Raw genomic sequence first — 15,357 nt, forward strand, 5'->3', positions numbered from 1 at the left:
CGGCGCTGTGACTGGTCGTGCCTGCTATCCGTAACCGCGGAACCTGAAAAGGCTTGCAGGCGATAACAGTATCTACAAAAAACAAAACCCCCGAATTCACATTCGAGGGTTCATTGGCAATGCGCGAAGATTACGCTTCGATCGCCGCGCGCAGTTTTTTCATGGCGTTCTTTTCAAGCTGACGAACACGTTCAGCGGAAACGCCGTAGCGATCGGCCAGTTCCTGCAACGTCGACTTGTTGTCTTCGTCCAGCCAACGGGCACGAATGATGTCCTGGCTACGCTCGTCCAGACCTTCCATTGCGTGGGTCAGTTTGTTCGCGGCCTGATCTTCCCAGTTATCTTCTTCAATGCCGTCGGCAAAGTTAGAAGATTTATCCTGCAGATACAGCACCGGGGCCATCGGCTGGCTGTCAGACTCATCGTCTGAAGACATGTCAAACGTCATGTCCTGTGCCGCCATACGGGATTCCATTTCGCGCACGTCTTTGCTGGAAACACCCAGCTCGCGAGCAACCATTTCAACTTCGTCCTGGTTAAACCAGCCCAGACGCTGCTTGGTTTTACGCAGGTTAAAGAACAGCTTACGCTGTGCTTTGGTGGTCGCAACTTTAACGATACGCCAGTTACGCAGAACGTATTCGTGGATCTCAGCTTTGATCCAATGCACGGCGAAGGAAACCAGGCGCACACCCACTTCCGGGTTGAAACGGCGCACAGCTTTCATCAGGCCGATATTACCTTCCTGAATCAGATCCGCCTGCGGCAGGCCATAACCCGCATAATTACGAGCAACATGAACAACAAAGCGCAGGTGAGACAGGATCAGCGTTTTAGCTGCTTCCAGATCGCCCTGGTAATGCAGCTTTTCAGCCAGTGCCCGCTCCTCGTCAGCCGACAACATCGGCCACGCGTTCGCAGCCCGGATGTAAGATTCCAGGTTACCAACAGGGGCTAAAGCTAAATTTTGCATTTCTTTGGTCATTCAAATCCTCTCAATCTTTTCATCTGGCGCATTGGCTAAAAACTAATTAACAAAAACCAGTAGCAACAACCATGCCAGAGCTTATGAGCAACGAGAATATCATTCAATCTTTTATCAGACAGTGATTTTATCCACAAGTTCCATGTCGTAATGTGTATAGATTACGCACAAAATGTGACATCACAATGAATACGCCGGGAAGAGATCACAGGGACTCTTTCCCTGCAGAGCGAACTACTCAGTGCAGGGAAAGATTATACCAGAGATTTTTTAATCGGGGGTAAAGTGGCGTAAATGTTGAACCGTGGCAAGCCAGGCTGCCACCCAGCCAATCATCGAGCACACCAGCAGCAATAACAGGCATTCGTCGAATGATAAGCCATTGATATCAAACTTGGTTCCAAAAACCTGCGCCACTTCAGTTACCGCTGACGACAGACGCATCACCAAAATTTCTGACAAAATCAGTGAAAGAAATGCACCGGAAAAACCGAGCAGTGCACCGCCGTAGAGGAACGGACGCAGGATAAATCCATCCGTCGCGCCAATCAGTTTCTGCACGTTAATGGTATCGCGACGCGCAAAAATACTCAGACGCACGCTGTTACCAATGACGAGGAAGACCGCCGCCACCATCAGCACGCCGATCATCGCGGAAACGCGTCCGACAAGGCCCGTCAGCGCCGCCAGGCGAGCGAACCAGCTGTCATCCATTCGCACTTCATCAATACCGTTGATTTGTGCGATGCGGTCACGCAGCGTGTTCAGCGACTCCGTACCCTGGAAGTCCAGTTTCGGGATAACAACCGCCACGGCCGGAAGCGGGTTCTCTTCCAGCATATCCAGCGCGCCGCCAAAGCCAGACCAGTTACGGAATTCGCCCAGCGCGTCGTCACGAGAAAGATAATTCACTTTCTCCACGCCCTGCTCGGCCTGCAACTGACCAACCACCCGCGCCGCCGCATCATCATCCAGCGTTTTTTGCAGGTAAACGGTGATCTGCGGAGACGGATAATACTGGCTTGCCGCATGGTTTACGTTCTTATAAACCATGTAACACACGCTTGGCAGCGTCAGGGAGATGGCAATGACCATCACCGTCAGAAACGTCGCCAACGGCTTGCTTTTCAGGTCCTGTAATGCGCCCTGAAACGCATAACGTACCTGCTCGTTAAAGACATTAGTTTTACGCGAGTTCGGCTTTGGCGCGGCTTTCGCACGCTTTGGCGCGTTGCGACCGCCGTCACCCGGCGCACCGCCCGATTTACGAAAGCGATCCAGTCGGCCACCGAACTGTTTGATTTGGTTAATAGCGTCACGTCTATTCATGCGCCAGGCCTCCATGCAGATGTCCATCGCTCAGAACCATTTGGCGATAGGAGCGACGGGAGATCAGGCCAATATCGTGCGTGGCCATTAATACCGTGACCCCGACGCGGTTAAACTCTTCGAACAGGCGAAGGATCCCTTCTGACAGCGCGTCATCCAGGTTCCCCGTTGGTTCATCCGCCAGCAGTACCGCAGGTTTGTTCACCACCGCGCGGGCGATGCCGACGCGTTGTTGTTCACCGCCGGAGAGCTGAATCGGGAAGTTTTTCGCTTTGTCCAACAGCCCGACCTTATCCAGCGCCGCAGACACGCGACGACGAATATCGTCCCCGCTGGCACCCGCGATGATCAGCGGGATTGCCACATTGTCAAACACGGTTCTGTCCATCAACAGGTGGTGATCCTGAAAAATCATGCCAATCTGGCGACGCAGAAACGGCACTTCACGGTTTTTCAAACGGCTGATGTCATGCCCGCTAAAGTAGATTTTCCCGGCGCTGGGCCGTTCAATTCCACAAATCAGCTTCAGCAGGGTACTTTTCCCCGCGCCGGAGTGGCCGGTCAGAAACGCCATCTCGCCAGGCTGCATATGGAAAGTCACTCCCTGCAGCGCTTGTCTCCCACCGAGATAGGCCTTGCTGACATGTTCAAAGCGAATCATTGTTAATCCTCTCGGGCAAAAAGTGCCTCTATAAAATCGTCCGCTTTAAACGGACGTAAATCCTCGATACGTTCGCCCACACCGATATAGCGGATAGGGATGCCAAATTGATCGGCAACCGAGAAGATAACCCCGCCCTTCGCCGTACCGTCCAGCTTGGTCAGGGTGATACCGGTTAAGCCCACCGCTTCATGGAACAGTTTGGCCTGGCTTATCGCATTCTGCCCGGTGCTGGCGTCGATAGTCAGCATAACTTCATGCGGCGCATCTTCGTCCAGCTTCTTCATGACGCGAACGATTTTTTTCAATTCTTCCATCAGGTGCGATTTATTCTGCAAACGCCCTGCGGTATCAGCGATCAGCACGTCTACGTTACGCGCCTTCGCCGCCTGGATGGCATCAAAGATAACGGACGCGGAATCCGCGCCAGTATGCTGAGCAATCACCGGGATGTTGTTACGCTGACCCCAAACCTGCAGCTGTTCTACCGCCGCCGCACGGAAAGTATCACCTGCCGCCAGCATTACCGATTTACCCTGCTGCTCAAACTGACGCGCCAGCTTACCAATAGTGGTGGTTTTGCCCACGCCGTTGACGCCAACCATTAAGATAACAAATGGTGTTTTGCCATCAACGTTCAGCGGTTCGTCAACCTTCGCCAGAATCTCGCCCATCTCTTCTTTCAACAGACCGTACAGCGCTTCCGCATCTTTAAGCTGCTTACGGCTGGCGCCTTCCGTCAGATTCGCAATGATCTTGCGGGTCGTTTCTACACCCACATCAGCGATCAGCAGCTGCTCTTCCAGCTCTTCAAACAGATCATCGTCGATTTTTTTACCACGGAACAGACTGATAAATCCGGAACCGAGGTTTTCTTTTGTTTTCAGCAAGCTGCGTTTCAGGCGCGCAAAGAAACCTTCTTTGGTTGGTTTTTCCTGCTCCTGGACCGCCTCTTCTTCTACCGGTTCTTCTACAGCAGGTTCTTCTACCGGCACCACCATAACCGCTTCTTCAGCAGCCTCAGCGGCCAGCGCCTGTGCTTCCAGCTCTTCGTCGGTCAGCTGCGGTTCGTTTTCAGCTTCTTCTTCAGCCGCCTCAACGATTTCCACGGTTTCCGCTTCGGCCTGCCACTCTTCGGCAGAAACTTCTTCAGTTTTCACCTCTTCCGGCAGCGGCAATTCTTCGCGTTCAATAACCACCGCTGCTGGCGTTTCCACTACAGTTTCAGCAACGGGTTCAGCAACCGGCTCAATCTCCGGCTGCGCTTGTTCGGCGACAGGTTCTTCTTCCGGCTGCAGTTTTTCGATTTCCGCAACCTGTTCAGTTACTTCAACGACTTCAGCTGCAAAGGCTTGCGTTTCAGCCTCGCTACGGGTTTCCTCAACGTGCGGTTGTTCGTCAACGACGGTAGTTTCTTCAGCAACCGGTTGTTGTTCTTCATTTTTTACTTCTGTCTCGTTTTCCGGTGCCTGCTCTTTTTGACCAAAGCCCAGCCAGGAAAAAAAGCCACGTTTTTTCTCTTTCGCCATTTGCGACTACACTCCCCCGCTGTTGCTTCATGGCACAGCGTCAACGCTATGTACATAGCAGCTAAAAAAATGATGAAATAGTCTATCACTTAACTTAACTCACATCACCGCCTGGAATGACATGCTATAGGCGGATTGAGCAATAATAGAAATGAAAAAACCGAATCACTCTGGTAGCGGCCAGATCCGCATTATTGGCGGGCAATGGCGTGGCCGTAAACTCCCGGTTCCGGACAGCCCCGGCTTACGTCCGACCACCGACCGTGTGCGCGAAACGTTGTTTAACTGGCTGGCCCCGGTAATGGTCGATGCTCACTGTCTGGACTGCTTCGCCGGCAGCGGCGCGCTGGGGCTGGAAGCCCTCTCTCGCTATGCGGCAAATGCGACGCTTCTGGAGATGGATCGCGCGGTATCTCAGCAGCTACAAAAGAATCTCGCCACGCTGAAAGCCTCCCATGCCCGCGTCGTCAATACCAATACGCTGACATTTTTGGCTCAGGCAGGTACGCCGCATAACGTGGTATTTGTTGACCCGCCGTTTCGCAAAGGATTACTGGAAGAAACATTAACTCTTCTGGAAACTCATGGCTGGCTGGCAAATGAAGCGTATATTTACGTTGAAAGCGAAGTAGAAAACGGCTTACCGCCGGTTCCGGTGAACTGGTCGCTATACCGTGAGAAAGTCGCCGGACAGGTCGCCTATCGCCTGTACCAACGTGAAGCACAAGGAGAGCACGATGCTGATTAACCTGGGACGCCTGTTGATGCTGTGCGTCTGGGCATTTTTACTACTGAATATTTTCCAACCCTTTCCACGCCCGCTTAACATCTTCGTTAACGTCGCACTGATATTTATGGTGCTGATGCATGGCATGCAGCTGGCGCTGCTAAAAAGCACCATGCCTAAAGATGGCCCGCAAATGACCAACGGAGAGAAAATCCGTATTTTTCTGTTCGGCGTCTTTGAACTACTGGTGTGGCAGAAGAAGATTAAAGATCAGTTGAAGAAGTAGCTGTGATCTTTTCGCCCGGCGGCACGTTGCGGGCCGGGCTGGGCCTGCAACTCACCATCACGGTGGTAATATACCGTCCAGTTGATCTTTCAGTTTTGGAATATCTTTACTGGCTCTTGTTTTCCGCAGGTGTTTCACCTGCTCGCAAATCTCTTCGGTCCGGGTGTAATAGGTGCCAGACGTCGGGCCTGGACGCTCACATAAAACATAGTTAGTACCAAGAGGATAAAAAATGACAATAAAAGATAAAATATTGCCAATAACAAATCCTACACCCGCAACGTGGATACCGATGGTAAATGCCCTGTCGAAGAATTTGGGCGGCTGCATGCTTTTCGTAAAGGTCACGTAGGCAATACATAAAACAAAGAAAAAACCCACCGGAAACATCAGCAGCAGAGAAAATGAGCCCCAGAAAAAATAAACAATGCTTCTGGATTCAATAAGATCGGTAATGTCTGGCACACTGGCATAATAAAACCCCCAACTAATCCCTCCCACAAAAAGCATAAAAAGAAACAAACAACATCTTTTCTTAATGTTCTCCAGATTAATATTCATATCAATAAATTCCGCCGTAAAGGGAGTTTCTGTATCCCAGGCGTTGGGCGTTCCACTCTTCGATTCTTTGCCGTTCTTTAAGTCCCTCACGTATACACGCTATCAGTTTGTCTGATAGCTCATATTTTTTGTCCACTTCATTCAGAGACCAGGCAATAAATAGACCTAATGCAACAGCACCAACAATTCCCCCCCAAACTGGAACAGTCGCACTCGTTACAAAAAGAGAGACGCCCCAACGAATAACATTACCTGATAATCTTGAGACAAAAATACTCACAATCACCTTCGCCACATCCATCGTCACATTCCCCAGCAATGCGGCGACGTCATGTTCTGATTTAAAGGCCAGCTCAATCAACCGCCAGCATGCGGAAAACCAGATGCAGAATCTGGCCCCTGACATTATGCCATTTCGAAACCCGGCGCTGCCAATACCCACCTCAAGTACCTTAGGATGGTTAATCCGGTAACGGGTTCCGTTAAGAATGCGCCGCAGAGAAGGGTAGCCCGTAATCTTCACATACAGCTTTCCCTGATAAGCATACTGCGTTGCTTTAATCCCAAGGCCTTTTAAGGTGAAGACAATCTTTCCGGCCTGCTGATAAGAAAAAAGCTTCGACAGCTTTTTAGTCGCATCAGCCGCATCTTTGATATTACCGGCATAATTGGTCGAAAAACTGACGGGTTTGCTGCCCAACAAATCATCAATCACACCCTGCGCCTCTTCAAGCGTTAGCAGCATAATGTGTTGTGTATTGCTATTCAGATTATTTTTCAGCGTTCTGATTTCGTTCTCAATACGCTGATTACGTTGCCGGTTATTTCCTCTAAGAATATCTTCACGGTGATTCCCTATCCAGTCATAATACCTTTCCATCATTACTCCTTAATAAATTCGCTCATCCCAAAGGCTGTATGCACTGGTTCCCGCCATAATGTGATCCCAGGTAATTGACTCATAGGAAAGCTCAATGATTTCTTCTGGCTGACCCGCACTGTCATCGATAGTATGAGGCACCTGTAAATGGATGCTGGATATTCTGGCATTGATAAGTTTTATCGCGTAATAACACTCATTTAAACCCGCCGGACTCGTGCGATAGAAGCTAAACTCACAGTTCAATGTTTCATTGTCAGTTATGGCTTTCCCTAATAACGGCGAGGATTTATCTACTGGCTTTATAAACGTCAAACATTGATGGTTCACATTCTGTACCCGACTCATGCCATGATTAACTGTCATTACCATTATCTGATCACGATGGGCAGTTTGTGATTTATTTCCTATCGAGTTTACCGATGCGCATCCAGCAGAAATCAATCCCTGAGCCTGTCCATTTAAGGTCAACCACATTGTATTCGCCATTTCAATTCCTTAGCCATTTAAATTACATGTTTATATTCATGCGACAACGTTGGAATAATAGGATAGTAAAAGGCGGATAGCAGAATAGTGATACAATCGATATTTTAGTCACACAAAAAAACATAATGCCAACGTTATTTTCACAGAAGAATAGATAATAACTATATTTGAATAGTGTTATATATTTCAGTTGAATTTATTATCGGCACTGGCAAGATAAATACAGTGCCGCTCGGCGTTATTGCCTAGGCTTAAAATCCTCAAAACGCGAACCTTTGTAACTCAGCGTGCCTTTATCCCCGACCGTTAACGCGTGGTACTGTTGGGCATCAAGACGAAACGTCTGCTCCAGGCCGCCGCTTAGTGGCTTAAAGCTGGCTTCATAGCGCATGCTGGTTCCTGCCGGGCTCACTTCCTGCTGACGGGATCGCCGATCGTTTAGCGGTTTTTCCCGTTTGTTACTCACCACCACCTGCTTTTGCACCAGCGGCGCCGTATCATTATCGGCTTTTTCTCGCCGCTGCTGAACAAAGCGAAACGACGCAGCGATAACGATTAAGACAATGATAACAATGAAAAAAAGTGGTGGTTTGCTCATATTATTAACCCATCAGAAAATGCGGAAATAAGCATACATCGCCTGTTATGGTGTTGTCATCTGGCTGTGTCGACCTCTACACTGGACAGTAGAGCCGTGAGCACCCCGCTTACGAAAAAATAACGAATTCAAGGAACTAAGATGCTTTGGTCGTTTATCGCTGTCTGTCTTTCCGCATGGTTGTTCGTGGATGCTTCCTATCGTGGACCTGCCTGGCAACGCTGGGTCTTTAAGCCCCTGACGTTACTCCTGCTGGCGCTGCTGGCCTGGCAGGCGCCAATGTTTAACGCTATCAGCTATCTGGTGCTGGCTGGCCTGCTTGCCTCGCTGCTGGGCGATGCGCTGACGCTGTTACCGCGCCAACGCCTGCTGTACGCCGTGGGGGCATTCTTCCTGTCGCATCTGCTGTATACCATTTACTTCGCCAGCCAAATGGCGCTGTCGTTCTTCTGGCCTTTGCCGTTGGTGCTGGTAGTGCTGGGGGCGTTGCTGATCGCCGTGATCTGGACGCGTCTGGAAGAGCTGCGTGTCGCTATCTGCACCTTTATCGGCATCACGCTGATGATGGTCTGGATGGCCGGTGAGCTGTGGTTCTTCCGCCCGACCGCCCCGGCGCTGTCGGCATTTATGGGCGCATCCCTCCTGTTCATCGGCAACATTGTCTGGCTGGGTAGCCATTACCGTCGCCGCTTCCGCGCCGATAACGCCATTGCCGCCGCCTGCTACTTCGCCGGACATTTCCTGATTGTTCGTTCGTTGTATCTTTAAAACGCTTGACTCTGGAGTCGACTCCAGAGTGTATCCTCCGGTTAATACGAAATGATTATCAACCGGAGGATGCCATGTCGACACCCGATACCCGTGGCAAAAAAGTCCCACAATTCTCTTCTTTCAAGCCAGCGCCTGCACCACAAAAGGCGGATGACTGCTGCTGCGAAGGAAGCTGCTCCACTACACCAACCGTATCCGATACCGTAATAGGTACCCGCTATTCCTGGAAAGTGGCAGGCATGGACTGCGCAGCTTGCGCCCGCAAAGTAGAGAATGCGGTCCGCCAGGTCAGCGGCGTCAACCAGGTCCAGGTTCTGTTCGCCACTGAAAAACTGGTGGTCGATGCCGGTTCCGATATCCGCCAGCAAGTTGAAAACGCGGTGCAAAAAGCAGGCTATACCCTGCGCGATGAGCACGCGACGAACGCCGCTCCCGAGTCACGTTTTAAAGAAAACCTGCCGCTGATTTCGCTGATTATTATGATGGCGATTAGCTGGGGGCTGGAGCAGTTCAATCATCCCTTCGGTCAGATAGCGTTTATCGCCACCACGCTGGTCGGCCTGTATCCCATTGCCCGTCAGGCCCTGCGTCTGATGAAAACCGGCAGCTACTTTGCCATTGAAACGTTGATGAGCGTCGCCGCCATTGGCGCACTGTTTATCGGCGCGACGGCGGAAGCCGCCATGGTGCTGCTGCTGTTTTTAATTGGCGAGCGTCTGGAAGGTTGGGCCGCCAGCCGCGCCCGTAAAGGGGTCAGCGCACTGATGGCGCTCAAACCGGAAACCGCCACACGCCTGCGTAACGGCGAGCGCGAAGAGGTGGCTATCAATACCCTCCGACCTGGCGATGTTATTGAGGTTGCCGCGGGTGGGCGTTTACCTGCCGACGGCAAACTGGTCTCCGGCTTTGCCAGCTTTGATGAGAGTGCCCTGACCGGCGAATCGATCCCGGTTGAACGCGCCACCGGCGAGAAAGTCCCAGCGGGTGCCACCAGCGTGGATCGTCTGGTTACGCTGGAAGTGCTCTCAGAACCGGGTGCCAGCGCCATTGACCGTATTCTGAAGCTGATTGAAGAAGCGGAAGAACGCCGCGCCCCCATTGAGCGCTTCATTGACCGTTTCAGCCGGATTTATACCCCAGCTATTATGGCGGTTGCGCTGCTGGTCACCCTCGTACCGCCACTGCTGTTTGCCGCATCCTGGCAGGAGTGGATTTATAAAGGGCTGACGCTGCTGCTGATTGGCTGCCCTTGTGCATTGGTGATTTCAACCCCCGCAGCCATTACCTCTGGTCTGGCCGCTGCGGCGCGTCGTGGGGCATTAATCAAAGGCGGAGCCGCGCTGGAACAGTTGGGTAGAGTCACGCAGGTGGCGTTTGATAAAACCGGCACCCTGACCGTCGGTAAACCACGCGTCACGGCGATTCATCCGGCAAGCGGTATTGGTGAGGCTGAATTGCTGGCACTGGCGGCAGCGGTAGAGCAAGGCGCGACACACCCGCTGGCACAAGCAATTGTTCGGGAAGCACAAACGCGCGAGCTGACTATTCCTGTCGCAAAAGAGCAACGGGCGCTGGTTGGCTCTGGAATTGAAGCGCTGGTCAACGGCGAACGCGTACTGATTTGCGCCGCTGGTAAGCAGCCTGCCGACGCCTTTGCCGGGCAGATTAGCGAGCTGGAAAGCGCGGGCCAAACGGTGGTGTTGGTGCTGCGTAACGATACTGTACTCGGCGTACTGGCCCTACAGGACACGCTGCGCGATGACGCTCGCAGCGCCATCAGCGAGCTTAATCAGATTGGCGTGAAAGGCGTGATCCTGACCGGTGATAACCCGCGTGCGGCCGCCGCCATTGCCGGTGAACTGGGCCTCGAATTCAAAGCGGGACTCTTGCCGGAAGATAAGGTGCAGGCCGTTACCCATCTTAACCAACAGTCGCCGCTGGCGATGGTCGGCGACGGCATCAACGACGCCCCGGCAATGAAAGCGGCTACCATCGGCATTGCGATGGGAAGCGGGACCGACGTCGCGCTGGAAACCGCCGATGCAGCCCTGACCCACAACCGTCTGCGTGGTCTGGTGCAAATGATTCAGCTGGCGCGGGCTACCCACGCCAATATTCGCCAGAACATTGCGATTGCGCTGGGTCTGAAGGGGATTTTCCTCGTCACCACGCTGCTCGGGATAACCGGACTGTGGCTGGCGGTGCTGGCGGATACGGGGGCGACGGTGCTGGTGACCGCGAACGCGCTGCGGTTGTTGCGTAAAGGGTAGTGCCTGTTTCTCGCCTGATGGCGCTTCGCTTATCAGGCCTACAGGTTACTCAGTCTTTATAGGCCGGAGAAGCGTTAGCGCCATCCGGCATGACAAGATTACTGCCCTTTGCGCACTAAATAACGGTACGGCAGCGAGTCGGTCTCTTTGGCCACCAGCTCATGTTCCATAAAGGTACAGAAGCCAGGAATATCGCGGGTTGTTGCCGGGTCGTCGGCGACAATCAGCAGCGTTTCACCGGCCTGCATGCCGCGTACGGTTTTACGCACCATCATTACCGGTTCCGGGCAGCGCAGCCCCTGGGCATCAAGAGTATGATCGGGGGAAGTAAACAGGTCGCTCATCGTCGTCTCATTCATACAAAAACGGCGTTATTTTACGCTCTGTTGTGGCGTAAGCCAATCAGGTTAACGATTGCGTGAAAAACAACCATTGCAATGTGCTCTTAAAGCAGTATCATGCGACGGTTTTTTATTGGGTTCCCTCACCCCATCCAACAAAAAGGTCACAATATGACTCCGTTTACACAAACTCAGCGCGTAAAAGCGTTGTTCTGGCTATCGCTATTTCATCTGCTGGTGATCACCTCCAGCAACTATCTGGTGCAGCTTCCAATCTCCATTTTTGGTTTCCATACCACATGGGGCGCGTTTAGCTTTCCGTTTATTTTCCTCGCGACCGACCTGACCGTGCGTATTTTTGGCGCGCCGCTGGCTCGACGTATCATCTTTGCGGTTATGATCCCCGCACTGCTGATCTCCTATGTCGTTTCATCGCTGTTCTATATGGGATCGTGGCAAGGATTCGGCGCACTGCTGCACTTTAATCTGTTTGTCGCCCGTATCGCCGCCGCCAGCTTTATGGCCTACGCGCTGGGACAAATTCTGGATGTGCATGTCTTTAACCGCCTGCGTCAGAACCGTCGCTGGTGGCTGGCACCGACGGCGTCCACGCTGTTTGGCAATATCAGCGATACGTTGGCCTTCTTCTTTATCGCTTTCTGGCGTAGCCCGGATGCCTTTATGGCCGAGCACTGGATGGAAATCGCACTGGTCGATTACTGCTTCAAAGTGCTGATCAGCATTATTTTCTTCCTGCCAATGTATGGCGTGTTGCTGAATATGTTACTGAAAAGGCTGGCAGATAAATCTGAAATCTCTGCATTGCAGACGAGTTAAAGGTTCATTTTCCGAGTTGTGATAAGATGGACGAATGAGCCGTTATGGCCGTTTATCGAAAGGAAGAAGTCAATGCGCAATCTGGTTAAATATGTCGGTATTGGCCTGCTGGTTATGGGGCTTGCGGCCTGTGATAATAGCGATACAAAAGCGCCAGCCGAGGGTGCTGCCGCAGAAAGTAACGCCACCGGACAACCGGTCAGCCTGCTGGACGGCAAACTCAGTTTTTCCCTGCCAGCGGATATGACCGATCAGAGCGGCAAGCTGGGCACCCAGGCGAACAATATGCACGTATATTCTGACGCAACCGGCCAGAAAGCGGTGATTGTGATTGTTGGCGACAACACCAACGAAGATCTGGCCGTGCTGGCAAAACGTCTGGAAGATCAGCAGCGTAGCCGTGATCCGCAGCTGCAGGTCGTCACCAATAAATCTATTGAGCTGAAAGGCCACACGCTGCAGCAGTTAGACAGCATCATCTCGGCCAAAGGCCAGACCGCATACTCTTCCGTGGTGTTGGGTAAAGTGGACAACCAACTGCTGACGCTGCAAATCACGCTGCCTGCTGACGATCAGCAAAAAGCGCAGACTACCGCAGAAAACATCATTAACACGCTGGTTATCCAGTAACGGTTAAGACGATGACGCGGCCTCCGGTGACACCACCTGAGGCCGTTTTTTTAACCGCCAGGTCAGCAATAACGCCACCGCTACCAGCCCTGCCGCTGCCAGATAGATAACCGGCACACCCGCCCACGTCATGACCAGCCCGGCCAGCGGCCCGGTAACCCCCAGCGATAAATCCATAAACACCGTGTAGGTCGCCAGCGCAGCACCCTGATTTTGCTGAGGAACGGCTTTTACCGCCACCACGCCCAGCGCCGGGAAAACCAGTGAGAACCCAGCCCCGGCCAGCAGAACGCCGATTTTCGCCATCCACGGCATCGAAGCCATCCCGACCAGTAACAGCCCGACAATCTCGACGCTAAAGCAGATCATCGCCACATTCAGCCCGCCTAAACGGTTGATACCATTTGGGAACAACAAACGAGTACCGACAAACGTGCAGCTAAAAAGCGTCAGCGCGAATGCGGCGCCATCCCAGCCTTTGGCATCATAGAACAAGGTAATGAAGGTAGCGATTACCCCAAATCCGGCGGAGGCCAGGGCCAGCGCCATACCATACAACCAGACGCGCCCAAGCACCGCGCGAAATGGCAACGGTTTGCCTTTGCTGGCCTTCACCGCCGGACGAGGGAGCGCCAGCAGGATTGCCAACAGTGCCACGCCCATCACGGTCAGCGCCAGCCCCTGTAAGCCACCCCAGGCATAAAACAGAACACCCAGCGGCGCGCCTATCGCCATCGCGCCATAGGTCACGATACCATTCCAGGAAATCACCCGTCCGATGTGCATTGAGCCAACCACCCCCACGCCCCACAGCGTAGAGCCGGTCCCGGCAAAGCTTTGCCCGATCCCGAGAATCACGCGCCCCAGACATAGCAGCAGCAGACTGGCCAACGGCCAGCCGTTCGTTGATCCCGCCAGTAAATAGCCCAGGCCACTTAAAAAGCAGCCACACAGCCCAAATACCACAATCTTCTTTGGCCCCAGCAGATCGGCATAGCGACCGGCATGCGGACGGCTCAGCAGCGTAGCGAAATATTGCAGGCTGATGACCAGCCCAGCCCAGAAAGCGCTAAATCCCATTACATCATGGACGTAGCCAGGCAACACCGCGAGCGGCAGGCCGATGGTCAGGTAGCTGGCGAAGTTAAACATCACCACAGAAACAATACGCAGGTTCAGGCGTAAACCGCTAAGCGTCGGTTCAGCGACGGGTTCGGGCATGGAGGGTCACCACGTTTTCACAACAGTGTTTCATTTCTACCATGTTGCAGAGCAGAAATCAGTAGCCAGTTTAGGAATATCAGTCGCAAGCCAGCCGCTACACTTAATGCAAAAACGCAAACAGGAAGAAGACATGATAACCACCCAGCCCGATAAAACGGGTTTGCACATTTTGCTCAAACTGGCCGCTCTGGTGGTGATCCTCGCAGGTATCCATGCTGCGGCGGATATCATTGTGCAGCTGCTGCTGGCCCTCTTTTTTGCCATTGTATTGAATCCACTGGTCACCTGGTTTATCCGCCGGGGAGTCGGTCGCCCAATCGCTATTACCTTAGTCGTGGTGGTGATGCTGATCGTTCTTACGGCGTTGGTTGGCGTGCTGGCGTCGTCAATCACTGAATTCATGGACCTGCTGCCAAAATACAATAAGGAGCTAACGCGCAAGGTTCTGTATTTGCAAGAGATGGTGCCTTTTCTGAATCTGCATATGTCCCCGGAACGTATACTGCAACGCATGGACTCTGACAAGCTGATGACCTTCACAACCACGCTGATGACGAGTCTTTCTGGTGCCATGGCCAGCGTCTTTCTGCTGGTGATGACGGTAGTTTTTATGCTGTTTGAGGTGCGTCATGTCCCCTATAAGATGCGTTTTGCGTTGAATAATCCGCAAATCCACATTGCGGGGCTACATCGAGCGCTGAAGGGTGTGTCACACTATCTGGCGCTGAAAACGCTGCTCAGCTTATGGACCGGTGCCATAATCTGGCTGGGACTGGCACTGATGGGGATTCAGTTTGCTCTGATGTGGGGCGTACTGGCATTCCTGTTAAACTACGTGCCCAACATTGGCTCGGTCATTTCCGCCGTCCCGCCCATGATCCAGGCACTGCTTTTTAATGGCATTTACGAATGTCTGTTGGTTGGCGCACTGTTTCTGGTGGTGCATATGGTGATTGGCAATATTCTCGAACCCCGAATGATGGGGCATCGGCTGGGATTATCGACGCTAATCGTCTTCCTCTCTCTGTTGGTATGGGGATGGCTGCTCGGTCCGGTCGGCATGTTGCTCTCCGTGCCGTTAACCAGCGTGTGTAAAATCTGGATGGAAACCACCAAAGGCGGCAGCAAACTGGCGATTTTGCTGGGGCCCGGCAGGCCCAAAAGCCGATTACCGGGATAAACTTGCAAACAGCATGTGAAGAATGATACACAACCCCATTATTACTAAAGGTTAGCCCT

17 protein-coding genes are annotated in these 15,357 nt (G+C 52.5%); 7 read left to right on the top strand and 10 right to left on the bottom strand.

All coding sequences use genetic code 11. The features are described from left to right. Positions 1-130: 130 nt before the first annotated feature. The 4 genes from rpoH to ftsY all read right to left on the bottom strand — a co-directional run bounded on the left by rpoH (position 131) and on the right by ftsY (position 4,504). Positions 131-985: an RNA polymerase sigma factor RpoH gene (gene rpoH, locus OGX83_RS21435; RefSeq protein ID WP_003023425.1), complete on the bottom strand. Its 855-nt coding sequence runs from the start codon at positions 983-985 to the stop codon at positions 131-133. 270 nt (positions 986-1,255) lie between these two features. After that, the gene (gene ftsX / locus OGX83_RS21440) at positions 1,256-2,314 is read right to left on the bottom strand and encodes a permease-like cell division protein FtsX (RefSeq protein ID WP_003837835.1); all 1,059 of its coding nucleotides are present in this window, start codon (positions 2,312-2,314) and stop codon (positions 1,256-1,258) included. Further along, a complete protein-coding gene (gene ftsE / locus OGX83_RS21445; protein WP_003023420.1) occupies positions 2,307-2,975 on the bottom strand; it encodes a cell division ATP-binding protein FtsE in 669 nt (222 codons plus the stop codon). The genes ftsX and ftsE overlap by 8 nt, the downstream gene beginning before the upstream one ends. Positions 2,976-2,977: 2 nt before the next feature. Then, positions 2,978-4,504: a signal recognition particle-docking protein FtsY gene (gene ftsY, locus OGX83_RS21450; protein WP_234691895.1), complete on the bottom strand. Its 1,527-nt coding sequence runs from the start codon at positions 4,502-4,504 to the stop codon at positions 2,978-2,980. Between the two features lie 151 nt (positions 4,505-4,655). On the opposite strand from ftsY, the gene rsmD reads away from it, so the two are divergent. Both rsmD and OGX83_RS21460 read left to right on the top strand, forming a co-directional pair. Further along, positions 4,656-5,252: a 16S rRNA (guanine(966)-N(2))-methyltransferase gene (rsmD, locus tag OGX83_RS21455; RefSeq protein WP_032945257.1), complete on the top strand. Its 597-nt coding sequence runs from the start codon at positions 4,656-4,658 to the stop codon at positions 5,250-5,252. Continuing rightward, on the top strand, positions 5,242-5,517 hold the full coding sequence (locus OGX83_RS21460) for a DUF1145 family protein (protein WP_003023415.1): 276 nt from the start codon (positions 5,242-5,244) through the stop codon (positions 5,515-5,517). Before rsmD ends, OGX83_RS21460 begins: the two co-directional genes overlap by 11 nt. A gap of 57 nt (positions 5,518-5,574) precedes the next feature. Here the strand turns inward: OGX83_RS21460 and OGX83_RS21465 are convergent, their stop codons facing one another. The 4 genes from OGX83_RS21465 to OGX83_RS21480 form a co-directional block, all read right to left on the bottom strand. Next, positions 5,575-6,078, bottom strand: a complete 504-nt coding sequence (locus tag OGX83_RS21465) for a DUF1240 domain-containing protein (protein WP_234691896.1) — start codon at positions 6,076-6,078, stop codon at positions 5,575-5,577. Between the two features lies 1 nt (position 6,079). After that, positions 6,080-6,961 (bottom strand): hypothetical protein, encoded by an 882-nt coding sequence (locus OGX83_RS21470; RefSeq protein WP_286589125.1) that lies wholly within the window; start codon positions 6,959-6,961, stop codon positions 6,080-6,082. A gap of 6 nt (positions 6,962-6,967) precedes the next feature. Continuing rightward, positions 6,968-7,447, bottom strand: coding sequence for an Hcp family type VI secretion system effector (locus tag OGX83_RS21475; RefSeq protein ID WP_071446694.1), 480 nt, complete (start codon positions 7,445-7,447; stop codon positions 6,968-6,970). Between the two features lie 238 nt (positions 7,448-7,685). Continuing rightward, the gene (locus OGX83_RS21480) at positions 7,686-8,045 is read right to left on the bottom strand and encodes a DUF2500 domain-containing protein (protein ID WP_286589127.1); all 360 of its coding nucleotides are present in this window, start codon (positions 8,043-8,045) and stop codon (positions 7,686-7,688) included. Positions 8,046-8,186: 141 nt separating this feature from the next. On the opposite strand from OGX83_RS21480, the gene OGX83_RS21485 reads away from it, so the two are divergent. Both OGX83_RS21485 and zntA read left to right on the top strand, forming a co-directional pair. Then, positions 8,187-8,813 (top strand): lysoplasmalogenase, encoded by a 627-nt coding sequence (locus OGX83_RS21485; protein ID WP_286589129.1) that lies wholly within the window; start codon positions 8,187-8,189, stop codon positions 8,811-8,813. Between the two features lie 74 nt (positions 8,814-8,887). Continuing rightward, positions 8,888-11,086 (top strand): Zn(II)/Cd(II)/Pb(II) translocating P-type ATPase ZntA, encoded by a 2,199-nt coding sequence (gene zntA / locus OGX83_RS21490; RefSeq protein ID WP_286589131.1) that lies wholly within the window; start codon positions 8,888-8,890, stop codon positions 11,084-11,086. Between the two features lie 98 nt (positions 11,087-11,184). Here the strand turns inward: zntA and tusA are convergent, their stop codons facing one another. Beyond that, entirely contained in the window at positions 11,185-11,430 is a 246-nt protein-coding gene (gene tusA / locus OGX83_RS21495; protein WP_003827551.1) for a sulfurtransferase TusA, read from the bottom strand. Between the two features lie 168 nt (positions 11,431-11,598). Between tusA and OGX83_RS21500 the strand changes: the two genes are divergently transcribed. Both OGX83_RS21500 and OGX83_RS21505 read left to right on the top strand, forming a co-directional pair. Continuing rightward, entirely contained in the window at positions 11,599-12,264 is a 666-nt protein-coding gene (locus OGX83_RS21500) for a 7-cyano-7-deazaguanine/7-aminomethyl-7-deazaguanine transporter (RefSeq protein WP_003827549.1), read from the top strand. Between the two features lie 72 nt (positions 12,265-12,336). Continuing rightward, on the top strand, positions 12,337-12,894 hold the full coding sequence (locus OGX83_RS21505; RefSeq protein ID WP_003827547.1) for a DcrB family lipoprotein: 558 nt from the start codon (positions 12,337-12,339) through the stop codon (positions 12,892-12,894). Between the two features lie 3 nt (positions 12,895-12,897). Here OGX83_RS21505 and OGX83_RS21510 read toward each other — a convergent pair whose 3' ends face one another. Then, complete coding sequence (locus OGX83_RS21510; protein WP_003827545.1) at positions 12,898-14,115, bottom strand: MFS transporter; 1,218 nt, start codon at positions 14,113-14,115, stop codon at positions 12,898-12,900. Positions 14,116-14,248: 133 nt separating this feature from the next. On the opposite strand from OGX83_RS21510, the gene OGX83_RS21515 reads away from it, so the two are divergent. After that, the gene (locus OGX83_RS21515; RefSeq protein WP_079934309.1) at positions 14,249-15,298 is read left to right on the top strand and encodes an AI-2E family transporter; all 1,050 of its coding nucleotides are present in this window, start codon (positions 14,249-14,251) and stop codon (positions 15,296-15,298) included. Positions 15,299-15,357 lie beyond the last annotated feature (59 nt).

The organism is Citrobacter sp. Cpo074, from assembly GCF_030332745.1.
Lineage (GTDB): Bacteria > Pseudomonadota > Gammaproteobacteria > Enterobacterales > Enterobacteriaceae > Citrobacter > Citrobacter portucalensis.